The organism is Demequina litorisediminis, assembly GCF_030161615.1.
Classification (GTDB): domain Bacteria; phylum Actinomycetota; class Actinomycetes; order Actinomycetales; family Demequinaceae; genus Demequina; species Demequina litorisediminis.
Genome location: NZ_BSUN01000001.1, coordinates 2,377,341 through 2,403,836 on the forward strand (window position 1 = coordinate 2,377,341; position 26,496 = coordinate 2,403,836).

General features: G+C 69.5%; 24 protein-coding genes and 10 pseudogenes. 28 read left to right on the forward strand and 6 right to left on the reverse strand.

Annotation, left to right across the window (positions count from 1 at the left end; all coding sequences use genetic code 11):
* Positions 1-14 precede the first annotated feature (14 nt).
* The 18 genes and pseudogenes from QQK48_RS14590 (at position 15) to QQK48_RS14670 (ending at position 14,520) form a co-directional block, all read left to right on the forward strand.
* Positions 15-269, forward strand: coding sequence for a hypothetical protein (locus QQK48_RS14590; RefSeq protein WP_284328937.1), 255 nt, complete (start codon positions 15-17; stop codon positions 267-269).
* 22 nt (positions 270-291) lie between these two features.
* Positions 292-1,146: a glutamate ABC transporter substrate-binding protein gene (locus QQK48_RS14595; protein ID WP_284328938.1), complete on the forward strand. Its 855-nt coding sequence runs from the start codon at positions 292-294 to the stop codon at positions 1,144-1,146.
* 235 nt (positions 1,147-1,381) lie between these two features.
* Positions 1,382-1,648, forward strand: a pseudogene (locus tag QQK48_RS22115) (alcohol dehydrogenase catalytic domain-containing protein); the annotation flags it as partial.
* 13 nt (positions 1,649-1,661) lie between these two features.
* Positions 1,662-2,387 carry a zinc-binding dehydrogenase gene (locus tag QQK48_RS14600; RefSeq protein WP_284328939.1) on the forward strand — a complete coding sequence of 242 codons (726 nt, stop codon included), beginning with the start codon at positions 1,662-1,664 and terminating at the stop codon, positions 2,385-2,387.
* A 127-nt stretch (positions 2,388-2,514) separates the two neighbouring features.
* Entirely contained in the window at positions 2,515-2,784 is a 270-nt protein-coding gene (gene rpsO, locus QQK48_RS14605) for a 30S ribosomal protein S15 (protein WP_084076792.1), read from the forward strand.
* Between the two features lie 309 nt (positions 2,785-3,093).
* Positions 3,094-5,307 (forward strand): annotated as a pseudogene (locus QQK48_RS14610) (polyribonucleotide nucleotidyltransferase).
* A gap of 277 nt (positions 5,308-5,584) precedes the next feature.
* Positions 5,585-6,906: pseudogene (locus tag QQK48_RS14615) on the forward strand (M16 family metallopeptidase).
* A gap of 107 nt (positions 6,907-7,013) precedes the next feature.
* Complete coding sequence (locus QQK48_RS14620) at positions 7,014-7,436, forward strand: biotin/lipoyl-containing protein (RefSeq protein WP_284328940.1); 423 nt, start codon at positions 7,014-7,016, stop codon at positions 7,434-7,436.
* On the forward strand, positions 7,354-8,286 hold the full coding sequence (locus QQK48_RS14625; RefSeq protein ID WP_284328941.1) for an efflux RND transporter periplasmic adaptor subunit: 933 nt from the start codon (positions 7,354-7,356) through the stop codon (positions 8,284-8,286). Before QQK48_RS14620 ends, QQK48_RS14625 begins: the two co-directional genes overlap by 83 nt.
* Positions 8,287-8,318: 32 nt before the next feature.
* Positions 8,319-8,808, forward strand: a pseudogene (locus QQK48_RS14630) (ABC transporter ATP-binding protein); the annotation flags it as partial.
* Positions 8,809-8,847: 39 nt separating this feature from the next.
* Positions 8,848-9,045, forward strand: coding sequence for a P-loop NTPase family protein (locus QQK48_RS14635; RefSeq protein WP_284329477.1), 198 nt, complete (start codon positions 8,848-8,850; stop codon positions 9,043-9,045).
* A 51-nt stretch (positions 9,046-9,096) separates the two neighbouring features.
* The gene (locus QQK48_RS14640; RefSeq protein WP_284328942.1) at positions 9,097-9,489 is read left to right on the forward strand and encodes an ABC transporter permease; all 393 of its coding nucleotides are present in this window, start codon (positions 9,097-9,099) and stop codon (positions 9,487-9,489) included.
* Positions 9,389-9,730 (forward strand): annotated as a pseudogene (locus QQK48_RS14645) (ABC transporter permease); the annotation flags it as partial. The gene QQK48_RS14640 and the pseudogene QQK48_RS14645, both read left to right, overlap by 101 nt.
* A 154-nt stretch (positions 9,731-9,884) precedes the next feature.
* Complete coding sequence (locus QQK48_RS14650; protein ID WP_284329416.1) at positions 9,885-10,277, forward strand: ABC transporter permease; 393 nt, start codon at positions 9,885-9,887, stop codon at positions 10,275-10,277.
* Positions 10,278-10,303: 26 nt separating this feature from the next.
* Positions 10,304-12,586: an efflux RND transporter periplasmic adaptor subunit gene (locus QQK48_RS14655; RefSeq protein ID WP_284329417.1), complete on the forward strand. Its 2,283-nt coding sequence runs from the start codon at positions 10,304-10,306 to the stop codon at positions 12,584-12,586.
* A 34-nt stretch (positions 12,587-12,620) separates the two neighbouring features.
* Positions 12,621-13,256, forward strand: a complete 636-nt coding sequence (locus tag QQK48_RS14660) for an efflux RND transporter periplasmic adaptor subunit (RefSeq protein ID WP_284328943.1) — start codon at positions 12,621-12,623, stop codon at positions 13,254-13,256.
* A gap of 42 nt (positions 13,257-13,298) precedes the next feature.
* Positions 13,299-14,043: pseudogene (dapB, locus tag QQK48_RS14665) on the forward strand (4-hydroxy-tetrahydrodipicolinate reductase).
* On the forward strand, positions 14,044-14,520 hold the full coding sequence (locus QQK48_RS14670) for a hypothetical protein (protein ID WP_284328944.1): 477 nt from the start codon (positions 14,044-14,046) through the stop codon (positions 14,518-14,520).
* On the opposite strand, the gene QQK48_RS14675 is transcribed toward QQK48_RS14670, so the two are convergent.
* From QQK48_RS14675 to QQK48_RS14700, 6 genes and pseudogenes are all read right to left on the reverse strand, one after another.
* Positions 14,514-15,005, reverse strand: a complete 492-nt coding sequence (locus QQK48_RS14675; protein ID WP_284328945.1) for a GNAT family N-acetyltransferase — start codon at positions 15,003-15,005, stop codon at positions 14,514-14,516. The genes QQK48_RS14670 and QQK48_RS14675 overlap by 7 nt on opposite strands.
* Before the next feature lie 30 nt (positions 15,006-15,035).
* On the reverse strand, positions 15,036-15,359 hold the full coding sequence (locus QQK48_RS14680; protein ID WP_284328946.1) for an AzlD domain-containing protein: 324 nt from the start codon (positions 15,357-15,359) through the stop codon (positions 15,036-15,038).
* Positions 15,356-16,039, reverse strand: coding sequence for an AzlC family ABC transporter permease (locus tag QQK48_RS14685; protein ID WP_284328947.1), 684 nt, complete (start codon positions 16,037-16,039; stop codon positions 15,356-15,358). Before QQK48_RS14685 ends, QQK48_RS14680 begins: the two co-directional genes overlap by 4 nt.
* A gap of 71 nt (positions 16,040-16,110) precedes the next feature.
* Positions 16,111-16,707, reverse strand: a complete 597-nt coding sequence (locus QQK48_RS14690) for a GNAT family N-acetyltransferase (RefSeq protein WP_284328948.1) — start codon at positions 16,705-16,707, stop codon at positions 16,111-16,113.
* Complete coding sequence (locus tag QQK48_RS14695; protein WP_284328949.1) at positions 16,704-17,222, reverse strand: dihydrofolate reductase; 519 nt, start codon at positions 17,220-17,222, stop codon at positions 16,704-16,706. The genes QQK48_RS14690 and QQK48_RS14695 overlap by 4 nt, the downstream gene beginning before the upstream one ends.
* Positions 17,222-18,027 (reverse strand): annotated as a pseudogene (locus QQK48_RS14700) (thymidylate synthase). The gene QQK48_RS14695 and the pseudogene QQK48_RS14700 overlap by 1 nt, the downstream one beginning before the upstream one ends.
* A 105-nt stretch (positions 18,028-18,132) precedes the next feature.
* Here QQK48_RS14700 and QQK48_RS14705 point away from each other — a divergent pair.
* From QQK48_RS14705 to QQK48_RS14740, 10 genes and pseudogenes are all read left to right on the forward strand, one after another.
* A complete protein-coding gene (locus tag QQK48_RS14705; protein WP_284328950.1) occupies positions 18,133-18,474 on the forward strand; it encodes a cupin domain-containing protein in 342 nt (113 codons plus the stop codon).
* A 105-nt stretch (positions 18,475-18,579) separates the two neighbouring features.
* Positions 18,580-19,182, forward strand: a pseudogene (locus tag QQK48_RS14710) (dihydrodipicolinate synthase family protein); the annotation flags it as partial.
* Between the two features lie 16 nt (positions 19,183-19,198).
* Positions 19,199-19,423 (forward strand): dihydrodipicolinate synthase family protein, encoded by a 225-nt coding sequence (locus QQK48_RS20425; protein WP_348523655.1) that lies wholly within the window; start codon positions 19,199-19,201, stop codon positions 19,421-19,423.
* Between the two features lie 104 nt (positions 19,424-19,527).
* Positions 19,528-21,121, forward strand: a pseudogene (locus QQK48_RS14715) (ribonuclease J).
* A 330-nt stretch (positions 21,122-21,451) separates the two neighbouring features.
* Positions 21,452-22,285, forward strand: coding sequence for a DNA translocase FtsK 4TM domain-containing protein (locus QQK48_RS22120; protein WP_431308360.1), 834 nt, complete (start codon positions 21,452-21,454; stop codon positions 22,283-22,285).
* A 49-nt stretch (positions 22,286-22,334) separates the two neighbouring features.
* Positions 22,335-23,761 (forward strand): annotated as a pseudogene (locus QQK48_RS22125) (DNA translocase FtsK); the annotation flags it as partial.
* Positions 23,762-23,855: 94 nt separating this feature from the next.
* Positions 23,856-24,830, forward strand: a complete 975-nt coding sequence (locus QQK48_RS14725) for a PAS domain S-box protein (protein ID WP_284328951.1) — start codon at positions 23,856-23,858, stop codon at positions 24,828-24,830.
* On the forward strand, positions 24,796-25,440 hold the full coding sequence (locus QQK48_RS14730; RefSeq protein WP_284328952.1) for a GGDEF domain-containing protein: 645 nt from the start codon (positions 24,796-24,798) through the stop codon (positions 25,438-25,440). The genes QQK48_RS14725 and QQK48_RS14730 overlap by 35 nt, the downstream gene beginning before the upstream one ends.
* Positions 25,380-26,096, forward strand: a complete 717-nt coding sequence (locus QQK48_RS14735) for an EAL domain-containing protein (RefSeq protein ID WP_284328953.1) — start codon at positions 25,380-25,382, stop codon at positions 26,094-26,096. The genes QQK48_RS14730 and QQK48_RS14735 overlap by 61 nt, the downstream gene beginning before the upstream one ends.
* A gap of 174 nt (positions 26,097-26,270) precedes the next feature.
* Complete coding sequence (locus tag QQK48_RS14740) at positions 26,271-26,486, forward strand: hypothetical protein (protein ID WP_284328954.1); 216 nt, start codon at positions 26,271-26,273, stop codon at positions 26,484-26,486.
* Positions 26,487-26,496 lie beyond the last annotated feature (10 nt).

Below are 26,496 nucleotides of genomic sequence, written 5' to 3' on the forward strand. Positions count from 1 at the left end.
CGATCGCGCCGCTGGTGCTCGCCTCCGCCGTCATCTACATCTCGGTGAACATGTTGGTGGCTCGCCTGGCCACCTGGCTCGAGGGCCGCATGCGGCGCTCGCCGCACATCGCGCAGCCGGCGGACGGCGGCGACGTCGCGGCGCCAGACCTTGCCGCCCGGGCCGCTTTCGGCGCAGGCGGGGAGGCGGCGGCGCCCGCTGACGGCCGCGACCCACATCCTGACCGACGGTCAGACGGAACCTTTCGCAAACCCGAGGATGACGTGTAGCCTCGGGCGGCAGAGGGGACGGATGATGGCACTCAACACTTCTCGAGGTCGCATCGGCGCGGCCACAATAGCCCTGCTGGGGGCGGTTTCCGTGACGGCCTGCAGCCCGGGAGGCCTGCCGGCGGACTCGACGATGGCGAGGCTTGCCGATGCCGGCGAGATCACCATCGGGATCAAGTACGACCAGCCGCTGTTTGGCGAGATGGGCACCGACGGCGTCCCCGAGGGGTTCGACGTCGAGGTGGGACGCATCGTTGCCGACGAACTCGGCATCGACGAGGACGGGATCACCTGGGTCGAGGCGCCGTCGGGCCAGCGCGAAGACCTCTTGTCCAGCGGCGCCGTCGACATCGTGGTCGCGACCTACACGATCTCTGATGAACGCAAGGAGCGGGTCGGATTCGCGGGCCCGTACTACGTGGCGGGACAGTCGCTCATGACGCGAACGTCCGATGCCGAGATCGCGTCCGCCCTCGATCTCGCGGGCAAGCAGGTGTGCTCCGTCGAGGGCGCGACGGCGGCAGACACCATCGCGCGCGTCGCTCCAGAGGCGTCGCTCGTGCTCTACGACGACTACTCGGACTGCATCGAACCGTTGCGCACTGGCCAGGTGGACGTCGTGACGACGGACGACGTGATACTGGCCGCATATGCCGCCGACGCGGAGGGCCAGTTCAAGATCGTCGGAGGAGCGTTCACGGCCGAGCCCTACGGCATCGGCGTGGCGCTCGAGGACGACGACTTCCGGCTGTGGATCGACGACGTCCTTGAGGAGGCCATGGAGGATGGGCGGTGGCTCGACGCCTGGTCCGCCACTGCGGGCGCCATCCTTCCCGAGCCGCAGGTACCGCACCTCGACAGGTACGAGGCCGAGTAACGCTCACCCTCCGTTCGTCACCGGGAGGCTCCGGCGATGACGGACCGGTGAACCTTCGCTGAACAACGCGCGGACGGCGGCGCCGCGTGCTTGTGCCGAGGCGGGCGCGCGCGAGAGGGTCGCGCACGTGCCGCCTGTCATCGCCCCCGCCTCCTCCGCCCGTGTGGCGCTGTGGGAAGGCGCCGGGGGCATCGGAGTGACCTCGATTCCATGCCCGTCGCCCCGTGCGGGTGAGGTGCTCATTCGGGTGAGCGTCGCGACCGTCTGCGGCTGTGTCCGCGACGCCATCCGCGAGCGGCGACTCGGATCGTGGCCCACCGTGCTGGGGCACGAGGGCGTGGGCGTCGTTGAGGCAGTCGGCAGGGGAGCAGAGGCGCTGACCGTCGACGGGATCTCGCTCGCCCCCGGCATGCGCGTGGTGTGGGCGCGAGACGTGGGCTGTGGGACCTGTGGTGCGTGCGCTGCGGGGGCGACCGCCGCATGTGCCGAGCCGCGCGAGCCTGGGACGCCAGGCCATGACCGATGCCTGGGCGCTCACGGGCAGCCTCGCCAGCCACATGCTTCTTCCCGCAGGCGCCGCCCTTGCCCTGGTGCCTGCCGGCGTGCCGGACGCGGTCGCGGCACCCGCGGGCTGCGCGCTCGCGGTGGCAGCCGCGGCCATCGACCGCGCGGGCGCCATCGCGGGCCGCAGGGTGGTGGTGCTCGGCGCTGGCATGATCGGGCTGGCCGCGCTCGCGATGGCGGTGGAAGCCGGCGCTGCGTCGACCACGGCGGTGGATCCGCGCGCCAAGCGCCGCCGACGCGCGCTGGCGTTCGGCGCCGACGCGGCGCTCGATGTGGACGCGCGCGTGCCCGCCTGCGACGTGGTGATCGACGCCGCTGGGGGAGCGGACACCTTCGTCAGGGTCAGCGGTTCGCTGGCACGTGGGGGCGTCGCCGTGGTGGCGGGTGCCAGGGCCCAGGTGCCCGATGCGGTGGTCGACGTGGAGCGCCTCAGCCGCGACGGGCTCGCACTGCTCGGGCTCGGCCGTCCCTCGCCGCGACACGTGTTGGACGCCGTCACGTTCCTTGCCGCGACACACGCGATGAGGCCGTGGGCGGACATCGTCTCCCCGCCGCGCGGCCTTGAGGCGGTCGTGGAGGCCGTGGCACACTCGGGCGGATCCATCGCTCGCGTGGCGATCGCCCCGGGAACGCCCGCGGCCGCGGCCGTACGTGGCGCGCCGGCGCATCGGCCCTGAGAAGGCGTGGCGCGCGAAGCCGTCGCGCGTGTATGATTGACCGTCGCCGTGAAACGGCCGCGGATTCCAGTGCCCCCGGAGAACAAGCCCGGGAGCTCCGCGCAACGAGACGAAAAAGGAGTGAGCCGTGCCTCTTGACGCAGCCACCAAGAAGTCCATCATGACCGAGTACGCCACCGTCGAGGGTGACACCGGTTCGCCCGAGGTCCAGGTCGCGCTCCTCACGCAGCGCATCACCGACCTCACCGAGCACCTCAAGGAGCACAAGCACGACCACCACTCGCGTCGTGGCCTCCTCCTGCTCGTCGGTAAGCGCCGCAACCTGCTGAACTACCTCTCGCGTGTCGACATCGAGCGTTACCGCTCGCTGATTGAGCGCCTGGGCCTGCGCCGCTAAGGCACACCCGGTCGCGCTCGGCCCGGTCGCTCCCTCCGTCACGGAGGTCGAGCGGCCGGGTCTTTCGCATGTCAGGGGCGTCCCCAGCGGGTGCCCTGCTAGCATGGACCTTGCCCGGTGCGTGAGCATCGGCGCTCAATTTCACACACCTGGCAGGACAGCCGGACGCTGATCCTCGGTGGAGATGAGCAGAATCCCCGCGCCAACGACGCGGACGTGAGTCTGAGCATGTCGACTGACGATCAGTGAGGCCACACGGCCCCTTGAGTTCGCTTGGCCTGCCTCGATCAGAACGGAGAGACTTCCCTCATGGAAGGTCCCGAGATCAAGGCCGCAGAAGCGGTCATCGATAACGGCAAGTTCGGTACCCGTACCGTCCGCTTCGAGACGGGTCGCCTTGCTCAGCAGGCCGCCGGTACCGTCGCCGCCTACCTCGACAACGACACGATGCTGCTCTCGGCCACCACGGCCGGCAAGCACCCCCGCGACGGCTTCGACTTCTTCCCCCTGACGGTGGATGTCGAGGAGCGCTCGTACGCCGCAGGCAAGATCCCCGGCTCGTTCTTCCGTCGCGAGGGCCGCCCCTCGACGGACGCGATCCTCACCTGCCGTCTCATCGACCGCCCGCTGCGCCCCACCTTCGTGTCGGGTCTGCGCAACGAGGTCCAGGTCGTCGTGACGGTCCTCGCGATCAACCCCGACGACGCCTACGACACCCTCGCCATCAACGCCGCCTCGGCGTCGACGCAGCTGTCCGGCCTGCCCTTCACCGGCCCCGTTGCCGGTGTGCGCATCGCGCTCATCGACGGCCAGTGGGTCGCTTTCCCGCGCTACTCCGAGAAGGAGCGCGCGGTGTTCGACATGGTCGTGGCCGGCCGCATCGCCGGTGACGACGTCGCCATCATGATGGTCGAGGCAGAGGCCACCGACGACGCGTTCAACCTCGTCGCCGAGGGCGCCACCGCCCCCACCGAGGCCGTCGTGGCCGAGGGCCTCGAGGCCGCCAAGCCCTTCCTGCGCGCGCTGTGCGAGGCGCAGATTGAGCCTCGCGAACGCCGCCGCGAAGGAGACGCAGGAGTTCCCGCGCTTCCTCGACTACGAGGACGACGTGTTCGCCGCCGTCTCCGCTGCGACCGAGGCCGACCTCACCGAGGCCCTCCAGATCGCCGACAAGCAGACCCGTGAGAACCGCCTCGACGAGATCAAGGCTGCAGCCCTGGACTGGCTCAGCGCCCAGTTCGAGGGCCGCGAGAAGGAAATCTCCGCTGCGGTGCGCTCCGTCACCAAGAAGACGGTGCGCCAGCGCATCCTCAAGGACGGCGTCCGCATCGACGGCCGTGGCCTGCGCGACATTCGTCCGCTCTCGGCCGAGGTGGGCCCCATCCCGCGCGTGCACGGCTCCGCGATCTTCGAGCGTGGAGAGACCCAGATCATGGGCATCACCACCCTGAACATGCTCAAGATGGAGCAGCAGATCGACTCCTTTAACCCGGAGACGAAGAAGCGCTACATGCACCACTACAACTTCCCGCCCTTCTCCACGGGCGAGACTGGTCGTGTGGGCTCGCCCAAGCGTCGCGAGATCGGCCACGGTGCGCTCGCCGAGCGTGCCCTGGTGCCGGTGCTGCCGTCGCGTGAGGACTTCCCCTACGCCATCCGTCAGGTGTCCGAGGCTCTCGGCTCGAACGGCTCGACCTCGATGGGCTCCGTGTGTGCCTCGACGCTCGCGCTGCTCAACGCAGGTGTGCCGCTGAAGGCCCCCGTCGCCGGTATCGCCATGGGCCTCGTGTCCGACACGGTTGACGGTGAGACCCGCTACGCGGCACTGACCGACATCCTGGGTGCCGAGGACGCGTTCGGCGACATGGACTTCAAGGTCGCCGGTACCTCCGAGTTCGTCACCGCGATCCAGGCTCGACACCAAGGCTCGACGGCATCCCCGCGTCGGTGCTCGCTGGCGCGCTCGACCAGGCCAAGGAGGCCCGCCTCCACATCCTGGACGTGATGGCTGGCGCCATCACCGAGCCCGACGAGATGAGCCCCTTCGCGCCGCGCATCATCACCGTGCGCGTGCCCGTCGACAAGATCGGCGAGGTCATTGGCCCCAAGGGCAAGATGATCAACCAGATCCAGGACGACACGGGCGCCGACATCTCCATCGAGGACGACGGCACCGTGTTCATCGGCGCGGCCGACGGCCCGTCGGCGGAGGCGGCGCGTGCCGCGATCAACGCGATCGCGAACCCGCACGTCCCCGAGGTCGGCGAGCGTTTCGTCGGCACCGTCGTGAAGACCGTCGCCTTCGGCGCCTTCATCTCGCTTTCGCCCGGCAAGGACGGTCTGCTGCACATCTCGCAGATCCGCAAGGCTGGTGGGTGGCAAGCGTGTGGAGAACGTCGAGGACGTGCTGTCCATCGGCCAGAAGATCCAGGTCGAGATCACCGAGGTCGACCCGCGCGGCAGTTGTCGCTCGGCGTCGTCGAGGACAAGTCCGACGAGGCGTCCGAGGAGGCCGGCGAGTAATCGCCCCTTCGCGCGTCTTCCACGAGGGCGGTCCCGGGTATCCGGGGCCGCCCTCGTGGCATGTCTGGGTCCGGACCCTGTGCGGACGCCCTGCGGGGCCCGCGCGGCTCGGCGACGGATGCCGTTCCGGCATCGGCTCCCCCACGCGATTCCCAAGGTATGCCGGGGCGCAGGAGGTTCATGTGGCCGATGCGGTGGCTTCCCGTGTCACGCGCGTCACAAGGGTCACTCCATACCTTGGGAGTCGCCAGGCGGCGGTCGCGTTAGGCTCACCGGTATGCCTCATGCCCTCCCGCTCGTCGCGGCCGCGTCCACCGGAAGCCACCTCACCGTCGAGCAGGACGCCGGCGCCGTGATCCGCCGCTCCGTGCTTCCCGGGGGAGTGCGTGTCCTCACCGAACACATCCCCGGCATGCGTTCCGCGACGTTCGGGGCCTGGGTGGGTGTGGGCAGCAGGGACGAGACTCCCGAGCACGCGGGATCCACGCACTTCCTTGAGCACCTGTTGTTCAAGGGCACCGCCCGGCGCACCGCGCAGGACATCGCGGTCGAGTTTGACCGGGTGGGTGGCGAGTCCAACGCGATGACGGGCAAGGAGTTCACCTGCTATTACGCGCGGGTGATCGACAGGGATCTGCCCACGGCCATCGACGTCATTCTCGACATGGTGACCTCCGCGTCGCTGACGGAGGACGACTTCGAGATGGAGCGCGGTGTCATCCTCGAAGAACTCGCGATGAACGACGACGATCCCGGCGACGTCGCGCATGAGCGCTTCACCGAGGCGGTGCTCACGGGCCACGCGCTGGGACGCCCGATCGGTGGTACGCCCGCCATCATCAAGTCGGTGACGCGCGACGCGGTCGCCGAGCACTACCGCCAGCACTACACGCCGGACGGACTCATCGTGTCCGCCGCAGGCAACGTGGATCACGACACGGTATGCGGGATGGTCACCGCGGCCCTCACGCTCGGTGGCTGGGACCTTTCAGGCGACGTCGCTCCCGTCGGCAGGCGTGACCCGCTGGCCGCCGTTGACGCGACGCTGACGCCCGAGGTGCGCATCACCCGTGACCTCGAGCAGGCTCACGTCCTGCTGGGCTCGCGCGGCTTCCGCGCCACCGACGAGCGCCGTTCCACGCTCGCGGTGATGAACGCCATCCTCGGCGGCGGCATGTCCTCGCGGCTCTTCCAGGAAATCCGCGAGAAGCGCGGCCTGTCCTACTCCGTGTACTCGTTTGGTGCGCCCAGCGCGGAGACGGGCATCTGGGGCATGTATGGCGCCTGCAATCCCGCGAACGCCGACGAGGTCGAGCGCCTGCTTGGCGCCGAGCCTCGAGCGACTCACCGAGGGCATCACCGACGAGGAACTCGAACGCGCCAAGGGCCAGATCGCCGGTACCACGGTGTTGCGCCTCGAGGACTCGTATTCGCGCATGTCCCGCCTGGGCAAGGCGGAGTTGGTGTTCGGCGAGCCTGTGGAGCATCGAGGAGTCGTTGGCTCAGGTGCGTGCGGTGACGGCCGATGCCGTGGTGGCGTTGGCCGCCGATCTCGCCTCCCGCGAGCGGGCCTCCGTGCGCGTGGGTCCCGCCCGCTAAACCACGTCTTTCCAGGCGAGACGGAAGTCTCAGCCCGTTCCCAGCGTTCTCCCAGGTTGCGTCCATAGCCTCATCGCGACAGCAGGTCTCGATGGACAGGACGGAACATGCCCCAGATCTCCTTCAACCGGGCTCGCCTGCGCGCGTGGGGTATCCCCACGGTTGCGCTCGTGGCGGGTGCCGGGCTCGGCGTCGGCGCGATGGCCCTGTGGGGGCCCGATGCCTCCGGCAGCGCCGATGCGATGGCGCGCGACGCGATGGTCGCCGAGTCCGGCGGCGAGCAGACCGTGACCGTGGGGCTCGAGACGCTCGAGGAGTCCATCGACGCCTCCGGCACTCTTGCGGCTGTGTCGAGCTCCGATCTTTCCTTCGAGGCATCGGGCGCCGTGACCAAGGTCAACGTGGAGGAAGGCGACACCGTCGAGAAGGGCGATGTCATCGCCGTGATTGACACGTTGCAGGCTCACGGCGTCGCTGCGCTCGGCGGAGGCGGACCTCGCGAAGGCCGAGGCAGACCTGTCCAACCTTGAGGACGAGGCGGACGGCTCCGACTCCTCGGACGCGCAGATCGAGGCCGCCCAGTCGCAGGTCGCTGTATTGCAGGAGAACGTCGACGACGCCGAGGATGCGATGGACGACGCGAAGGCTCGTCGCCGACATCTCGGGCCTCGTCACGAGCCAGCCCTACGAGGTGGGCGACGTGGTCTCGGGCGGATCGAGGCTCGGGATCGGGCTCCGGCGACGCCAGCGGCATGGGCGGCGGGTCCACGACGGCCGCCACCACCACGGAGTCCAGGCTCCGTGACCATCGTGGGTCAGGACGAGTGGACCGTGTCGGTCAGCCTGTCGGAGGCCGATGTCGCGGACATCGCCGAGGGCGACCAGGTGACCTTCACCTCGGAGGACCTGGACGACGAGTTCTTCGGCGTCGTCTCCGACATCGCCAACCTGCCCACGACCACCGGCGGATCCGCCACCTATGCCGTCGAGTTGACGGTCACCGGCACCGTCGAGGGCCTGTACGAGGGCACCTCGGTAGAGGCGAGCATCGTGACGCTCAGGGAGACCGACGTCCTCGCCGTCCCCGCGAACGCGATCACCACCACCGACGGCGTATCGACGGTCACGGTCGTGGCCGATGACGGCACCACCGAGGAACGCGAGGTCACCACCGGCGAGACCATCGGCGAGTACACCACGATCACCGATGGCCTCAGCGAGGGCGAGCAGATCCAGATGACCGTCATGCAGTCAGGCGGCACGGGCACCGGCGACGCCGAGGACATGATGCAGCAGTTTGGTGGCGAGATGCCGACGGGTGGCGAGATGCCCGACGGCATGACCTTCCCCGGTGGCGGGCAGATGCCCGGCGGCCAGTGACGCCCGGCCGCGAAAGGGACAAGGACCGCCACATGACTGACAGCACTACCGCGGTACGTGACCGCACGGCGCCCGTGATCGAACTCACCGCCGCCCGCAAGACCTACCTCACCGGCGACATCGAGTTCGAGGCGTTGCGTGGAATCGATTGCAGGATCTTCCCCGGCGAGTATGTCGCCATCGTGGGGCCCTCGGGCTCGGGCAAGTCGACGCTCATGAACATCCTGGGATGCCTTGATGTGCTCACCAGCGGCAGGTATGTCCTGGCGGGGGAGAACGTCTCCCACATGGACGAGGTGGCGCTCGCCTCGGCGCGCAACCGGCGCATCGGATTCGTGTTCCAGCAGTTCCATCTGCTGCCCAGCCTGACCGCCCTCGGCAACGTCGAGCTCCCGCTCGTGTACGCCGGGGTCGCTCCCGCGGAGCGCCGCGAGCGTGCGCTAGCCGCACTGGCCCGCGTGGGACTCGACGGCAAGGCACGCAACCACCCTGGCCAGGCTCTCGGGCGGCCAGCAGCAGCGCGTCGCCATCGCGCGTGCCCTCGTCACCGAACCCGCCATCGTGTTGGCGGACGAACCCACCGGAAACCTTGACTCCCGCTCCACCGCGGACGTCCTTGGCATGATCGACGACCTCCACGCGGAGGGCACCACCATCGTGCTCATCACCCACGAGGGCGACGTTGCCGCGCGCGCTCAGACCGTCTACAACGTCACCGACGGGCAGTTCGTCGGCGCGGGAACGGAGATCGCGAAGTGAGGACCGCCGACCTCCTTGGCAGGCTCGTGGAGCGCCATTCGCAGCCACAAGATGAGATCCCTCCTCACGATGCTCGGCATCGTGGTGGGCATCGCCTCGGTGGTACTGACCGTCGGCCTAGGGCTGGGAACCCAGAAGGACGTCTCGGAGCAGATCGCCTCCCTGGGATCCGATCTACTCATCGTCTCCCCGGGCTCGTCCACCGATGACTCTGGCATGCGCGGTGGGTTCGGCAGCGCCGAGACCCTCACCCTGAGCGACGCGGAGGCCTTGGCCTCCGATGTGGCGGTGCCCGATGCCATCGGTGTGGCCGCGGAGAAGACGTCGGAGTTGTCGCTCGAGTATGGAGAGAGCAACTGGACGACCACCGTCACCGGTACCACCACCAGCCTGGACCGATGTCCGCTCGCGCGAACTGCTCTACGGAGACTTCTTCACGGATGAGGATCAGAGCTCCGCCGCGCATGTGATCGTGCTGGGCTCGGAGACCGCGCAAGAACTGTTCGGCTCGACAGCAGTGGTGGGCCAGGAGGTCACCATCGATGGCGACGCCTTCGAGATCGTGGGTGTGCTCGCCGAGGCAGGGTCCTCGGGTGACACGTCGCTCGATGACATCGCCGTGGTGCCCATGAACACCATGGTCGACACGCTCGACGATTCGGGGTCGAGCGAGTCGGTGCAGACCATCTACATCAAGGCGGCGTCCTCCGAGGTGTTGGGGGCGGCGTCGCAGGAGGCGCAGAACCTGCTGCTGAACCTGCATGGCCTCGCCAGCGTGGACGATGCGGACTTCACGATCGACGTGCAGGACTCGCTGATCGACGCGGCCACGTCGGTCTATGAGCAGGCTCACCATCCTGCTCACCGGTATTGCGGCGCTTGCGCTCCTGGTGGGAGGCATCGGCGTCATGAACATCATGCTGGTGTCGGTCACCGAGCGGACCCGCGAGATCGGCCTGCGCAAGGCACTGGGCGCGGCACCGGCCACCATCCGGAACCAGTTCCTGATCGAGGCCATGATTCTTGGCCTCAGCGGCGGCGCGATCGGCGTGGTCATGGGCGTGGGCCTCGCGCTGGTGCTCCCGAGCGTGCTCGGATCCACCATCGTCATCTCGGGCCTCGCGCTCGTGGTGTCCGTGGCCGTTGCCGTGGGAATCGGCGCCGTGTTCGGCGTCTACCCGGCCGCCCGCGCCGCCCGCCTTGCCCCCATCGACGCTCTCCGAGACCAGTAAACGTGAACCCCGAGAGGACACTCGCTATGACGAAGACCCGTACCTACCAGGCCCTTGCCGGCATCGGCATCGGCGCCATCCTGCTCGCCGGCTGTTCGGCTGGGGATGAGACGGCCGATGCTTCGGCGTCGGCAGACACCGCCACTTCCGCCGCGCCCGAGGCCAGCGGCCAGCCGCAGGCAGGCGGCGACCAGGGCGACTTCCAGCCCTCCGGCGTGAGCGGCGAGGTCGCGTACGTCGCGGACGGCACTGCGCAGGTGCAGGATGACGACTCGCAGACCGCGGTGCGCTTCACCGATGACACGACCGTTACCACCGAGGTCGATGTCGCCTTCGCGGACATCGTGACGGGTCAGTGCGTGGTCGCGGTCATCGGCGACGACGACATCGCCACGTCGGTGTCGGTGTCCGAAGCCGACGAGGACGGCACGTGCTCCACCGGGTTCGGCGGCATGGGCGGCGAGCGTCCTGAGGGCATGGAGATGCCCGACGGTGAGGTGCCCTCCGACATGCCGACCGCGATGCCCGAGGGCATGGAGATGCCCGACGGTGAGGTGCCCACGGACATGCCGACCGCGATGCCCGAGGGTGGCGACATGTCGCAGGGCGGCTTCGGCGGCTCCTTCGTTTCCGGCACCGTCACCGCGGCCGCCGACGGCACTTTGACTGTCGAGGATTCTGACGGCGAGGCCACCGAGGTCGTGACCTCGGACGAAACCACGATCACCGGCACGGAGGAGACCGACACGAGCGCCATCGAGGTGGGGCTGTGCATGACCGCTAACGGCGAGTCGGACTCGTCTGGCGGCTATGACGCGACCACCATCGCCCTGTCCGAGGCGACCGACGAGGGCTGCACCAGCGGCTTCGGTGGCGGCGGCATGGGGATGGGCGGTCCCGGCGGCGGCATGAGCGACGAGCCTCGAGTCCCTCGATACGGCGGGCGAGTGATGGCGCGCTGGGGCTGGCGCATCGCCGTCGTGCCCGTCGCGGTCGGCGCCGTCGTGGGCGGTGTGACGCTCACGGGTGCCACCGACTCGTCCGCGACGTATCGCACCGCATCGGCCGCCACGGGCGACGTGACACAGACCCTGACCACCACCGGCGCTATCGAGTCCGCGAGCCGGTCCGATGTGGGCTTCCAGGTGGATGGCACGGTCGACGCGGTGAACGTGGCCGTGGGGGACACCGTGGAGGCGGGGGACACCCTCGCCACGCTTGACCTTACGGATCTCGAGGAGGCCGTCACCGAGGCGCAGGAAGCGCTCGCGGACGCGGAGGAGGTGTTGGCCGACGACCTTGAGGCTCAGGCCGATGACGACTCCGACGACTCCGCCTCCTCGGTGGCGTACCGCGAGTACGAGTCTGGCGACACCGTGACCGTGATGACGGTCGCCCACACGGTGTCGCAGGAGACCGCCGCGGTGGTCGCGGCGGCGTCGGCATCCGCCTCAACGTCCGTGGAGGACGCCCTTCAGGCGCTGCTCGACGCGCAGCAGGCGTTGCTCGACCAGTACGACATCGCCCAGGCCGCACTCGAGGCAGCCGACGACGCCTCCGCCTCCGCGCAGGAGATCTGTGCGGCCTTCACGGCCGCAACCTCCGACTCTGGTGACGCCGGCGACGGAGAAGACACGGGAGAGGGTGACGGCGAGTCGAGTGACGCAGTCACCACCTCCGCCGACACCGACGTGGCCGATGCTCTCGTTGCCTGCCAGGAGGCGACGGAGGCCGCGCTTGAGGCGTCTCAGACCTCGATCGACGAGCAGGCGACGCTGATGGAGCGTGCCACCGACGTGGATACCGCGCTCGCGGCCTACCAGCAGGCGGTGGCCGATGCCGCCGACTCCGGGGATGGCACCGATGGCACCGACGGTGGCGATGGCACGGACGGCGGCGGCACCGATGCGCCGACGGATGGCGGTGACGGCGGTGACGGCACGGACGATGGCGACCAGGGAACCGACGGCGGCGACATGTCTACTGGCGGTGACCAGGGCAGCGACGGCGGCGATCAGCCCACCGACGGTGATCAGTCCACGGGCGGCGATCAGCCCACCGACGGTGATCAGTCCACGGGTGGCGATCTGCCGGCCGGTGGCGACCAGGGAACCTACGGCGCGGACGCCTCGGGCGAGGTGCCGTCCGGCGGCAGCGCGTCCGGGGGTGCTTCGGGAATGGAGACGTCGGTGCCCACCGCCGCGGACATCCTCGCGGACAAGGCAGACATCACCGCCGCGGAGGCGGACCTCGAGGTCGCTCAGCAGCAGGCTCGAATACGCGTCACTCACCGCTCCCGTCGCGGGTGAGGTCGTGGCCGTTGGCCTCGCCGCGGGAGACAGCGTGACCGCGGGCGATACGGCCGCCGTCATCACACTGGTCGCGGACAACGCCTACGTCGTCAACCTGTCGGTCAGCCTGACCGAGGCTCAGTTGCTCGCCGTGGGACAGGACGCGGAACTGACAATCACCAGCACCGGCGAGGTGGTGGCGGGCTCCGTCGCGAGCGTGTCGAACGTGAACTCGGGCAACGCCTACCAGCAGTCCTACGCAGTGAGCATCGCGATCCCTGACCCCGGCTTCGACATCCGCATCGGCGCCGCGACCAGGATGACCATCACGGTGGCTGCGTCCACCGGTGTGCTCGTGGTGCCTACCTCGGCCATCACCGATGCGGCAGGCGACGCGACGGTGCAGGTGGTGGGCGCGGACGGCGCCGCGACGGAAACCCCGATCGTGACGGGCGCCATCGGCACCGAGTACACCGAAGTCACCTCGGGGATTGAGGAAGGCGCGGACGTGGTGCTCGCCGATCTCACTCAGGAGGTGACGACGGAGGACGAGGAGTCGGAGACGAGCGGCCTGCTCGGCGGGCTCGATTCAGAATCCGAGGACTCGGGCGAGTTCGAAATGCCCGAGGGCTTCAGCCCGCCCAGCGGTGGCGGCGGGGACTTCCAGCCTCCCACCATGAACGGGTAGGCCCCGTCCTTGCGCCCCGAGGTGCCCGGTAGGCTCGTCGACATGATCAACGTCGCCGTACTGGGCGCCTCGGGGCGCATGGGGTCCACCGTCGTCGAGGCGGTGACAGGCGCGGAGGACATGCAGGTGGTCGCTCGCCTGAACGCGGACGATGCCGTCGCTGACGCCGCTCGCGCGCGGGCCACCGTCGCCGTGGACTTCACTGTCCCGGAGGCCTCCGAGGCGAACGTCCACGCGCTCATCGACGCCGGCATTCACGCGGTCGTCGGAACCTCGGGCTGGACCCAGGACGCCGTCGCGCGCGTCGAGTCGCACCTGCGTGAGCGGCCCGAGATCGGCGTCTTGATCGCCCCCAACTTTGCTCTCGGCGCCGTGCTCGCCATGCGGTTCGCCGCGATGGCGGCGCCGTACTTCGAGTCGGTCGAGGTTGTCGAGCTTCACCACCCCGACAAGCCTGGATGCGCCCTCGGGCACCGCACACCACACCGCGGCAGGCATCGCCGCGGCGCGGGCCGCCGCGGGGGTCGGTGCCTCGCCCGACGCGACCCAGCACGACCCCGACGGCGCCCGCGGCGCCCTGGTCGAGGGTGTCCGCGTCCACGCGGTGCGCCTGCGCGGCCTCACCGCGCACGAGGAGGTGTTGCTGGGCAACCCCGGCGAGCAACTCACCGTGCGCCATGACTCCTTTGACCGCACCTCGTTCATGCCCGGCGTCCTGCTCGGCATCCGTGAGATCGACCGCCACCCCGGGCTCACCCTCGGGCTCGACGGGTACCTGAGCCTGTAGATGGGGATCTTCCGCAAGCCGGCGTTCCTCGCGGCCGTCGCGATGACGGTGCTGCTGAGCCTCTATCTGGTCTTCGTGGCGCAGTACGCCTTCGCGTTCCTTGCCGCCGAGTCGTGGGCCGCGAGGGCGCTTGGTGCTGCGCTCCTTGTCCTTCCGGCCATCGGCGCCTGGTACGTCATCGTCGAATGGCGGCTGGGAACCACGGTGCAGCGCATGGCCGACCAGTTGGAGGCCGAGGGCGGGCTGCCGCTGCACGACGGTGAGAGGCTGCCGAACGGGCAGGCTCACGGAGGACGCGGCGCAGGCCATTTTCGACAATGCGCGGGCGCAGGCGGAACTCAATGCGGGGGACTGGCGAGCCTGGTTCACCGTCGCGTGGGCGTACGACGCCAACAAGGACCGGTCGATGGCTCGGCGTTCACTGCGCCACGCTGCGGAACTGTTCCGCGCCCAGCGATAGGGCACGCCCGCTACTGACCGAGGTCGGCGCGCCACATCGGCTCGGCCATCTCGCCACCGGGGCCATCCATGCCGCGGCGAATCCCGCCCTCGGCGAAGCCAGCCGACGTCAGGAACGCCTCGCGCACGGTGTCGCCCTCGATCGCCCAGGTGCGCACGGGCGAGGTGCCGAGGATGCGTAGTGTGTCGACGCACGCGGCGAGCAGGCGGGAGCCGTGCCCGTAGCGACGGTGCTCGGGTGCGACCTCGAGAGCGATGATCTCGCCCTGCGCGAGCGCGGCGAAGCCCACGACGTGAGGGCCGTCTGTCGCCACAAACATGCGGTGCTCGCGCGAGGGGGAGCCTCGATCGCGGAGCCCCACTGCGCGACGATCTGGTCGCGGGGAAGGTCGGCCACCGCATCGACACCCAGGGTGGTGCGCCACGCCGCGAGCCTGGATGTCGGCGATCGCCTCCTCGTCACCGGGGACGGCGGGGCGGGCGGAGACATCGGCGGTAGGCATGGAGTCAAGCGTAGACGCGCCGCGCAGCCCTCAGCCCCAGCCGAGCAGCCGCAGGCCCGCGGCGACCGCGGCCGCAGCGATCACCACGACGATGAAGGGCGCACGCCTCCACAGCAGGACCGCCGCGACTGCCACGGCCGCGACCCGTGCATCGAGCACGATCGCCGAGCCGGAGCCGAATGCCTGTGTCGCGAACAGCGCCGCCAAGAGTCCCACGGTGACGAACCCCGAGACGCGATGCACGCGGGGGTTCTCCAGCCACGCCTCGGGCACCACGTGGCCCGCGTACTTGGTGAGGAAGGCGAGTGCCGCCGCGGCGACGACGGCGACCCACGTCCACGCGTAGGGCGTCACTGGGGCACCTCCTCGCCTGGGGCGCGCCAGCCGGCGGCGATCGCGACGGCCGCCGCGGCGAGGATGGGCAGCCCCGCGGGCAGCAGGGGAGTGAGGGCAAGGGCCACCACGGCCGATGCCGCTGCCACCGCCTGCGCGCGCCTGCTTGCCAGGCGCGGCCACAGCAGGCCAAGGAACGCGGCGGCAGCGGCGGCGTCGAGGCCCCAGTCGGTGGGGTCGCCGATCGCGGAGCCCAGGAGCGCGCCCGCCAGGGTGATGGCGTTCCAGGCGACGAAGACGCCAAGCCCCGTCCACCAGAAGGCGACCCGACGAGCGGCGACGTCTTCGGCGGGCTGGGCGAGTGCGACGGCCGTCGACTCATCGATGGTGACCTGGGCGGCGGCCGCCCGGGTGAGCGGGCGCATCGGCCGCATGAAGGGCGCGAGCGCGATGCCGTAGAAGCCGTTGCGCACTCCCAGGAGGGTCGACGTCGCGACCGCAGCCGCGCCGGAGCCGCCGCCTGCGATCACGCCGATGAACGCGAACTGGGATCCGCCCGAGAACAACAGCAAGCCGAGCGCCATGGTCTGCCACACGTCGAGGCCGGCCGCCACCGACAGGGCGCCGAAGGCGAGGCCGTACGCGCCGGTCGCGAGCGAGACCGACACGGCCTGCTGGCGGGTGGCGTCGAGGCGGGGCATGCTCGGCATTGTGGCAGGCAGTCAGCGTCCCAGGAGGCGTTCAGCGCCCGAATCCACAGACAATTGGGCAGTCAACGACTCGTGGGGCGCGGCCAGGACGCGAGGGGCTCACGCGTGAGGGTCGCGGCATCGGCCACCCACTCGACGGCGGGCGCCATCTCTCCCGCGTCGAAGCACTCCTTGCCGCCGAGGTCGCGCTGCGTGTAGCCGAGTCGGCGCGGGATCGCTGCGCTGCGGGCGTTCGTGGGGGCATGGCCGATGGTCACTACCTCGGCGCCTGCCACCTCGAGCGCGACGAGCGTGAGGGCCGCAGCCGCCTCGGTCGCGAGCCCCGTGTCCTCGTGCGCGGCGTCGATCCAGTACCCGATCTCCAGGCCGTCGGGGTCGGTGCGGGCATGAAACCCCGTGCCGCCCACGAGCGCGCCGGCGGCGTCGAACATGCCCATCGTGAACTCCGTCCCGGCCGCGGTCTTCGCGGCCTCGCCCGCGATCCACTCGCGGCGCTGCTCCACGGTCTGCGGCTCGAAGCGCGTCCACTCCATGTACGGGCTCAGGTGGTCGAGGTTGCGAGGGATGACGTCGACGAGTTGCTCGGCATCGGCCGCCACGTACGGCCGCAGCACCAGGCGCGCGGTCTCGACGCGGGAGGGGACGCGCCAGGAAGTCATCGCCGTGACTTCCGCGCGTAGGTGAGGAAGCGGTGGCGGGGGCCGGTGGCGGAGTCGCGCCAGCCGGAGTCCTTGACTTGCTCCCACATCGCAGGGTCCACGGCGGGGGCAAACGTGTCGCCGTCCACCTTGAGATCGATCTCGGTAACTTCGAGCCGGTCCACTGCCTCGAGCGCGGCGCCGTAGATGCGGCCGCCGCCGATCACCCACACCTCGCCGTTCGGCGTCAGGCGAGCGGCGGTCTCAAGGGCCGCCGCGAGCGAGCCGACCACGGCATCGGCCCCTGGCAGTGACGAGGCGGACGTGACGACTACGTTGACGCGGCCGGGCAGCGGCCTGAACTTCTCGGGGAATGACTCCCATGTGCGCCTGCCCATGACCACGGCCCCGCCGCGGGTGAGCGACGAGAAGCGCCCCAGGTCCTCCGGGAGGTGCCAGGGCATGTCGCCGCCGGCGCCGATCACAGGGCGGCCGTCGCCGTCGCGTGCCTGCGCCCAGATCGCGGTGATCGCCATCAGACGGCGACCGGCGCCTTGATGCCGGGGTGGTGCTGGTAGCCCTCGATCACCACGTCGTCGATGTCGTAGTCGAACAGCGAGTCCTTGGCCGGAAGCCGCAGCGTCGGGTACGGGTACGGCTCGCGGCTGGTGCAGGCTCGACCTGCTCGAGGTGGTTGCCGTAGATGTGGCAGTCGCCGCCGGTCCACACGAAGTCGCCCACCTCGAGCCCCGTCTGCGTGGCGATCATGTGGGTGAGCAGCGCGTACGACGCGATGTTGAACGGTACGCCGAGGAACAGGTCGGCGGAGCGTTGATAGAGCCTGGCACGAGAGCTTGCCGTCGGCCACATAAAACTGGAACATCGCGTGGCATGGAGGCAGTGCCATCTCGTCCACCAGCGCGGGGTTCCAGGCGGAGACGATGTGGCGTCGGGAGTCGGGGTTGGTCCTGATCGACTCGATGACCTGCGCGATCTGGTCGACGTGCGTACCGTCCGGCGCAGGCCACGACCGCCACTGGTAGCCGTAGACGGGGCCCAGGCTCGCCGTCGGCGTCGGCCCACTCGTCCCAGATCGAGATGCCGCGCTCCTGCAGCCACCGCACGTTGGTGTCGCCGCGCAGGAACCACAGCAGGCTCACCCACGACCGACCTCACGTGCACGCGCTTGGTGGTGATGAGAGGGAACCCCTGCGAGAGGTCGTAGCGCAACTGGCGGCCGAACACGGACAGGGTCCCCGTTCCCGTGCGGTCGTCCTTGCGGGTGCCGGTGGCGAGCACGTCGCGCAGCAGGTCCTCGTACGGGGTGGGGATCGCGGCCATGGCCACAGGGTACGCCGGGCCGATGCCGGGGCAGGGACGCCTGGCGGGCGCGGCTCTGGTGCGGTTGACTGGCTGCACGGCACCGATGCGCGAGGGAGAGTGGACATGTTCAAGGTGGTTGACCTGGAGACGCTCGTCGACGAGCAGGCGGCTCTCGCGTACGAGGCCTCGAGCGGGCGGCACTCCGTGACGTTGAAGGGCGACCACCACGAAGACCTGCGCCAGACCCTCATCGCCATCGCGGGCGGCAACGCGCTCCATGAGCACGACAGCCCCGGGGAGGCCACCCTTCAGGTGCTGCGCGGCGAGATCACCTTCACCGTGGGGGAGGGGCAGATGGCGCTCGGGGCGGGCGATCTACTCGTGATTCCGCCCGCGCGCCACGGCGTTCAGGCGGTCACCGACTGCGCGCTGCTGCTGACCGTCGCCACCCGCGGAGAGCGCTGACGCACACCCCGGCATCGGCCGTCTGGGAGCGCCGGACACGATAGGTTTGGCCCCATGACGACCTCGCGCCCGTTCGGGACGGTGCTCACCGCCATGGTGACGCCCATGCATGCCGATGGAACCCTCGACATCGACGGCGCGGTCACCCTGGCGAAGCACCTCGTGGAGCACGGGTCGGACGGCCTGGTGATCTCCGGCACCACGGGCGAGGCGCCCACGACTCACGCCCCCGAGAAGGCCGAGTTGACGGCCGCGCTCGTCGAGGCCGTGGGTGGCAGGGCCACCCTCATCGCCGGTGCGGGCTCCAATGACACCGCGCACGCGGTGATGATGGCCGAGCAGGCCGCGGAGGCCGGCGTCAACGGTGTCCTCGCGCTCGTGCCGTACTACTCGAAGCCCTCTCAGAAGGGCATCGTCGCGCACCTCTCTGCCATCGCAGGCGCGACGGACCTCCCGGTGATGTTGTACGACATCCCGGGCCGCACGGGCGTCGCCCTGAGCGATGAGTCGTTCGACTCACTTGCGCAAATTGAGACGATCGTCGCCAACAAGGACGCCACCGGTGACGTCGCCGCCGCGAAGGACCGCATTGCCCGCACCGGCCTCGCCTGGTACTCGGGCGATGACCCGCTGACCCTTGAGTTCCTGCGTGAGGGCGCCGCGGGCGTCGTCTCCGTGAGCGCACACGTCGCGGGCGAGCGGATCGCCGCCATGATCGCCGCGCATGACGCGGGTGACACCGCGACCGCCGACCGTCTCCACGAGGAGCCTGCTCCCCGTGCACGACGCCATCTTTTCCGGCCCCGGGGCCGCCAACGCCAAGGCTGCGATGCAGTTGCTCGGCGTCATCCCGGGGCGCCACATGCGCCTGCCGCTGCTGCCGCTTGACGACGACGAGTACGCCTCGCTCGGGTCCGCGCTGCGCGCCGCAGGCGTGCCCATCCCCTAAGGAGTGACGTGACTTTCCACCCCGAGCCTGACCGAGCCCCCGCCCTCGAACCCGGGACCCTGCGCATCGTGCCGCTGGGCGGCCTGGGCGAGGTGGGCCGCAACATGACGGTCTTCGAGATCGATGGCCGTCTTCTCATCGTCGACTGCGGCGTGCTGTTCCCCGAGGACCACCAGCCCGGCGTCGACCTGATCCTTCCGGACTTCGCCTACATCGAGGACCGCGTCGACGACATCGAGGGCATCGTCCTCACCCACGGCCACGAGGACCACATCGGTGCCGTGCCCTACCTGCTGCGCCTGCGCCAGGACATCCCGATCATCGGCTCGCAGCTGACCCTCGCGTTCATCGAGGCAAAGTTGCAGGAGCACCGCATCAAGCCGCTCACCCTCGCCGTCAAGGAGGGCCAGGAGGAGCAGGCTCGGGAAGTTCGGCCTCGAGTTCGTCGCCGTGAACCACTCGATCCCGGATGCGCTCGCGGTGTTCATCACCACGTCCGCTGGCACGGTGCTCGGCACGGGCGACTTCAAGATGGACCAGCCTGCCGCTCGACGGGCGCATCACCGACCTACGCGCGTTCGCGAAGCCTAGGCGAGCGAGGCGTGGACCTGTTCATGACGGACTCGACCAACGCCGAGTCGCCCGGCTTCACCGCGTCCGAGGTGGAGATCACCCCGGTCCTGGACCAGACGTTCGCTCAGGCCACCGGCCGGATCGTGGTCGCGAGCTTCTCGAGCCACGTGCACCGCGTCCAGCAGGTCATCAACGCCGCCCACGCACACGGACGTCGGGTGGCCTTTGTGGGCCGCTCGATGGTGCGCAACATGAACATCGCCGCCGACCTCGGCTACCTCAAGGTGCCGGCGAACATCCTCATCGATGCCAAGAAGGCCGATGACCTCCCGCCCGAGAAGATCGTGTACATGTGCACCGGTTCCCAGGGCGAGCCGATGGCGGCGCTCAGCCGCATCGCCAGCCTCGATCACAAGGCTCCGCGTGGGGCCCGGCGACCTCGTGGTGCTCGCCTCGTCGCTCATCCCCGGCAACGAGAATGCCGTGTTCCGCGTCATCAACGGCCTGATGCGCCTGGGCGCGACGGTGGTGCACCAGGGCAGCGCGCGCGTGCACGTGTCCGGCCACGCGAGCGCCGGCGAGCCTGCTGTACTGCTACAACATCGTGCGCCCCAAGAACGTCATGCCCATCCACGGCGAGGTGCGTCACCTGTTGGCCAACGGCAAGCTCGCGATGAAGACCGGCGTGCCCGAGGCGAACGTCATGTTCGCCGAGAACGGCGTGGCGGTGGACCTGAAGGACGGCGTCGCGAAGGTGGTGGGCGCTGTCGAGGTGCACAACGTGTACGTCGATGGCTCGTCGGTGGGTGAGATCACCGACACCGAGCCTGAAGGACCGCCGCATCCTGTCGGAGGAGGGCTTCGTGTCCGTCTTCGCGGTGGTCGACTCGTCCAACGGCACGGTCGTGTCCGGCCCCGAGGTTCATGCCCGCGGCCTCGCGGAAGACGATTCGGTGTTCGACGCGATCCTGCCCAAGATTAAGAGCGCGCTCGAGGAGGCCGCGGCTACCGGCACCGCCGACAACCACCAGTTGCAGCAGGTGATGCGACGCGTGCTCGGCCGCTACGTGGGGACCAAGCCTGCGTCGGCGCCCGATGATCATCCCGATCGTCATCGAGTCCTGAGAGCGATCCGCGCACGCGCGGGGTGGCAACACCCCGCGCGGCGGATGCGGCGGTATGGTCCGGGACCATGGCACCTTCACGCCCTGCGAGCGCCGGCAGTAAGCCTGCGGCCAAGCGTGCCCCCGCAAAGGGCGGCTCGGCCAAGAATGCACCTCAGCAGCCGCCTGCCATTTTGCGTGGCATCGCGGCGCTCGGCAGAGGCGTCTCCGGCGCCGTCGGGTCGGGAGTCAGGTCCATCGGCCATGGAGCGCGTGAAGTGAGCCCCGAGGTGCGCCGCGACGGCCAGGCCATCCTCCTCATCATCGCGTCGATCCTCATCGCCGCTCGCGAATGGTTCGGGATGCCCAGGCCTGGGCCGGGACCGCCATCCACTTCCTTGTCGCCGGTGCCGTGGGCATCGTCGCGATCCTGCTGCCCATCCCGCTCACGGCACTCGCGATTCGCCTGTTCCGTGCGCCCCAGGAGGAACAGGCGAACCACCGCCTGACGCTGGGCGCGTTCATCCTGGTCCTCACCGTGACCGGCCTCATCGCCATCGCCGAGGGCACGCCGAGCCCGTCCGGAGGCTGGGACGCGATGCGCGACGCCGGCGGCCTGCTGGGTTGGATCATCGGCAACGGACTTGCGAACCTGCTCTCGACGCCGCTGGCGGTGATCGTGCTCATCCTGCTCACGCTGTTGGGTGTCCTCGTCGTGGTCGGCATGCCGATCCGTGACCTGGTGGCCCTGGTGCGCGAGCGTTTCGGCTCCCACCACGATGCGCAGGACGACACCCTTGACCTGCCCGAGCATCGGACCCTCGCCCGCGGCCCCGAGCCCAAGGCCCCCAAGAAGCGTCGCAGCCTGCTGCCCGGAAGGCGAGCGGACGACGTCGCGGAACCCGATCTCGACGCCTATGAGGCGGACCACGCCTTCGACACCTCGGTGGACCGTGCCGCTCGCGCCGATGCGCCGACGGCCGTCTACGACGTCGACGGATACGACGACGAGGACGCGCCGCCCACGCAGGCGACGGAGGTCCTCACCACGACCACCGGCCCCGTCTCGCCCTATGCGGACGACGAGGAGCCTCCCCGAGGACGTGCTCGACGGCGAGGACATCGCCACGCAGGAGCATCCCGCGCCCCGCACCACCAGCCTGGTGCCCGCTGGGCAGCAGGGTGAACTCGAGAACTCCCGCCCCTACGTCCTGCCCAGCATGGACGCGCTGGTTCAGGGCGCGCCGCACAAGGCGCGCTCGGCAGCGAACGACCGCGTGGTCGAGGCTTTGACCGCGGTGCTGGACGACTTCGGTGTCGACGCCACGGTCACCGGCTTCACCCGTGGACCGACCGTCACCCGCTACGAGGTAGAGCCTCGGACAGGGCGTGAAAGTTGAGCGCATCACCAACCTGTCGAAGAACATCGCCTACGCCGTGGCGAGCCCCGATGTGCGCATCCTTTCGCCGATTCCTGGCAAGAAGGCGATCGGTATCGAGATCCCCAACGTGGACCGCGAGACGGTCGCGCTGGGCGACGTGCTCCGTTCCACCGCGGCTCAGAAGAACGATCACCCGATGGCGATCGGCATCGGCAAGGACGTCGAGGGTGGCTACGTGCTCGCCAACCTCGCCAAGATGCCTCACCTCCTGGTCGCGGGTGCGACGGGCGCCGGTAAGTCGTCCTTCGTGAACTCCATGATCACGTCCATCCTGATGCGTGCGACGCCCGATGAGGTGCGCATGGTGCTCGTGGACCCCAAGCGCGTCGAGCCTCACCATTTACGAGGGCATCCCGCATCTCATCACCCCCATCATCACCGACCCCAAGAAGGCCGCGCAGGCCCTGGAGTGGGTGGTGAAGGAGATGGACATGCGCTACGACGACCTGGCGATGTTCGGCTTCAAGCACGTGGACGACTTCAACAAGGCGGTGCGCTCGGGCAAGGTGAAGCCCCTGCCCGGTTCCAACCGCGTGCTCACCACCTACCCGTACCTCCTGGTCATCGTTGACGAGTTGGCGGACCTCATGATGGTGGCGCCTCGCGACGTGGACGAGTCGATCCAGCGCATCACGCAGGCGGCGCGCGCGGCGGGCATCCACCTGGTGCTTGCCACGCAGCGTCCGTCGGTGGACATCATCACGGGCACCATCAAGGCCAACGTGCCCAGCCGTCTTGCGTTTGCGACGTCGTCGCTCGCGGACTCGCGCGTGGTGCTCGACATGCCGGGCGCGGAGAAGGCTCATCGGCCAGGGAGACGCCCTGTTCCTGCCGATGGGGGAGTCCAAGCCGATGCGTGTGCAGGGCTCGTGGGTGTCCGAGACGGAGATCCACGCGGCCGTGGAGCACACCAAGCGCCAGGCCGACCCGGAGTATCGCGACGACGTCACCCAGGCGGCAGCGTCCGCCGTTGTCGCGGAGGACATCGGCGACGATCTCGACGACCTCATCGCCGCCGCTGAACTAGTCATCACGACTCAGGCTCGGTTCCACCTCGATGCTGCAGCGCAAGGCTCAAGATGGGCTTCGCCAAGGCCGGCCGCCTGATGGACCTGCTGGAGACCCGCGAGATCGTGGGACCGTCGCAGGGCTCGAAGGCTCGCGACGTCTTGGTGCGTCCTGACGACCTCGCCGGAACTCTCGCTATCCTTCGGGGAGAAGCCCGCGTCCGCGGGCGACCCGGGCATCGACGAGGAGGCTGAGGACGCACCGTGGGAGGACTCGTAGAGCCTGTTCCAGCGGCCAGCCGTGGCCGTGACGGTCACCGTTTTGGTCCTCGTCCTCGCGGCGCTCGCGCTCTACTTCTTCTGGCGTTCTCACCGCGCCCGCCTTGCTCGCGATCAGGTGGTGGCGCGGGAGCGCCGCCTCCAGCGGCAGTTCGAGGCGGTGATGTCCTCCACGCGCGACGGCATTCTCATCGTCACCCAGAGTGATGAGATCGCGTTGCTGTCGGACGTGGCCGCGTCGGTCCTTGGCGTTTCGCGGGCCGATGCCGTGGGACGGCCGCTATCGCGCCTGGCCCTGAAGGCCGTGGACGACCGTGTGGTGCCTATCCTTCTGCGCCAGGCGTTCGGCATCGGGACCAACGACGTGGCGCCTCGCATCGTGGGCGTGCCGGGCAGGCGCGGGGCCGAGGACATCCGGTGGGTGCAGGTGCGCGCCCGGCTGGTGCCCGAGGGTCTCGACGACGGCCCCGTGACCGTGGTGACCATCATGGACACCTCCGGCCTGCGGGAGGCCGCGGAGGCGATCAGCCGCTCGGATGCCCAGTTCCGCAAGGCGATGGAGAACGCGCCGGTGGGGATGGCGCTGGTCGATCTTGAGTGGCGCCTCATGGAGGTCAACCGCGCGTTCGCCGAAATGATGGGCTCGACAGTTGCCTCGCTGCGCGGCACGCCGTTCAGTGCCCTCAGCCACCCCCAGGACCTCCGTGCTGAGGCCGATCACCTCCAGCGTCTATATGAGGGACACCAGAACCGGTTCAGCGTCGAGAAGCGCTACGTGCGTGCCGACGGCAATGTGGTGTGGGCCGTCCTCGACGTGGGTCTCGTGCGGTACGCCGGTGGGGCTCCGGACCACTACGTGGTGCAGGTGCGCGACTCGACCGACGACCGCATGCACACCGAGCCTGATGGCTCACCGCGCGATGCACGATCCGCTGACGGGACTCGCGAACCGCACGCTGCTGCACGAGGTGCTGCAGGAAGTGCTGGACCAGCCCGACCCTGACAAGCGCGTGGGGGCCATGGCGGTGGACCTCGACGGCTTCAAGGCGCTCAACGACCGCTTCGGACACGCCACGGGCGACAGCGCGCTCGCGCATGTGGCGGGCGTGCTGCGCGCCGCCACGGGTGGGCATGGCACCGTGGCCCGCATCGGCGGGGACGAGTTCGTCATCGTGGTGCAGGACGCGGACTGTTCCAAGACCATGTATTCGATCGCGTCGGCCATCCACGACGGACTCAAGCGGCCGATGCCGGTCAAGCGTCACCAGTTGACGCTGCACGCGTCGATCGGCATCGCGTTGGCCGATGAGGAGACGGTCGCGGGCGGCGCCTCGACGCTGCTGAGCGCCGCCGATGCCGCGATGTACCGGGCCAAGCAGACCGGCAAGTCGCGGACCGAGGTGTTCGATTCGTCGATGCACACGGCGTCGGACACGTCGACCGCGATCATGGCCGAGCTCGCCGATGGCATCGAGCGCGGCGAGCCTGGTGCTCCACTATCAGCCGATTCTCGAGCCTCGCGACCAGGACGGTCGTGGGCTACGAGGCCCTGGTGCGGTGGCAGCACCCGACGCGCGGCATGCTCCTGCCGGGGGCGTTCCTGCCGCACCTGAACGACCGCTCGCTGTCGACGCGGCTCGGCGCCGCGCTCGTGGATCAGGCCGCACGGTTCCTTGCGGAGGGGCCGAGCCAGCACACGTGGGTCTCGCTGAACGTGTCTGCCGATCAGTTGGGCGACTCCGAGTTCGCGGACCGGGTCCTGTCCGCCATCGGGAGGCATCACCTGAGCCCGCAGCGGCTCGTGGTCGAACTCACCGAGGCATCCCTCGTCGCTCCGAACACACGTATCCGTCACGAATTGACCGAGCTTCGCAACGCGGGCGTCCCCATCCTGCTCGACGATTTCGGCACGGGCGTCTCGCCGCTGAGTTACCTGCGCGATCTTCCCGTCTCGGGGGTGAAACTCGACATGTCGTTCGTCGCGGGCATCCCCGAGGACCCTGCGGGCGCGCGCGTGTCGAGGGCTCTTGGTGCCCTCGCCCGTGAACTTGGGTTGGCGACCATTGCCGAGGGCATCGAAACCGAGGCGCAGGCCGAGTTTTTGGCGCAGTGTGGGTGGCGCTATGGCCAGGGCTGGCTGTTTGGTGTCGCGCAGCACGCGCAGGCGATCATCGACCACGGCACGCCCGTGGTGTCCAGCCTGATCGATCCGCGCCCCTACGACGCGGCGACGCCGCTCGACTTCGGGGCCACCGAGCCCACGCCCTGACAGTCGGCGCCGCGCCTCGGCGTTGCAGCAGGTAGGGCGTCGGGGTGGCAGAAGCCGATGCCGACTCAGCGAGGGCATCGGCCGTCCGTGCCCGCACGGTGACGGTGTCGGCGAGCGCGGTCGGCACGGCATCGAGCCGGGGGCGTCGTCACCCACGGCCTCGGCGACCCTGGCGTGACGGACCTTGGCCTCCTCGGCGCTCAGCGTGCCCGCGCCGTCGTCCAGGATGTCGCCGAGGACATACATCCGGTGGCCGCCGAGGCGATCGACGGTGACCCCTGCCCACGAGGCGTCCACGCTGACGTCGCCATCGGGGTCGACGGCGAAGGTGGCCTCGAGGAGCACGCCGGAGTTGGTGTTGGCCACGCAACACTGCGAGTCCTGGTTTGAGACGAAATTG

Bases quoted from the DNA above. Each gene is read 5' to 3' on its own strand.
- QQK48_RS14595 (WP_284328938.1), top strand. From the start codon at position 292: ATGATGGCACTCAACACTTCTCGAGGTCGCATCGGCGCGGCCACAATA.
- QQK48_RS14600 (WP_284328939.1), top strand. From the start codon at position 1,662: ATGACCGATGCCTGGGCGCTCACGGGCAGCCTCGCCAGCCACATGCTT.
- QQK48_RS14620 (WP_284328940.1), top strand. From the start codon at position 7,014: ATGCCCCAGATCTCCTTCAACCGGGCTCGCCTGCGCGCGTGGGGTATC.
- QQK48_RS14640 (WP_284328942.1), top strand. From the start codon at position 9,097: ATGAGATCCCTCCTCACGATGCTCGGCATCGTGGTGGGCATCGCCTCG.
- QQK48_RS14650 (WP_284329416.1), top strand. From the start codon at position 9,885: ATGAGCAGGCTCACCATCCTGCTCACCGGTATTGCGGCGCTTGCGCTC.
- QQK48_RS14655 (WP_284329417.1), top strand. From the start codon at position 10,304: ATGACGAAGACCCGTACCTACCAGGCCCTTGCCGGCATCGGCATCGGC.
- QQK48_RS14670 (WP_284328944.1), top strand. From the start codon at position 14,044: ATGGGGATCTTCCGCAAGCCGGCGTTCCTCGCGGCCGTCGCGATGACG.
- QQK48_RS14675 (WP_284328945.1), bottom strand. From the start codon at position 15,005: ATGCCTACCGCCGATGTCTCCGCCCGCCCCGCCGTCCCCGGTGACGAG.
- QQK48_RS14685 (WP_284328947.1), bottom strand. From the start codon at position 16,039: ATGCCCCGCCTCGACGCCACCCGCCAGCAGGCCGTGTCGGTCTCGCTC.
- QQK48_RS14690 (WP_284328948.1), bottom strand. From the start codon at position 16,707: ATGACTTCCTGGCGCGTCCCCTCCCGCGTCGAGACCGCGCGCCTGGTG.
- QQK48_RS14695 (WP_284328949.1), bottom strand. From the start codon at position 17,222: ATGGCGATCACCGCGATCTGGGCGCAGGCACGCGACGGCGACGGCCGC.
- QQK48_RS14705 (WP_284328950.1), top strand. From the start codon at position 18,133: ATGTTCAAGGTGGTTGACCTGGAGACGCTCGTCGACGAGCAGGCGGCT.
- QQK48_RS20425 (WP_348523655.1), top strand. From the start codon at position 19,199: ATGACGCGGGTGACACCGCGACCGCCGACCGTCTCCACGAGGAGCCTG.
- QQK48_RS22120 (WP_431308360.1), top strand. From the start codon at position 21,452: ATGGTTCGGGATGCCCAGGCCTGGGCCGGGACCGCCATCCACTTCCTT.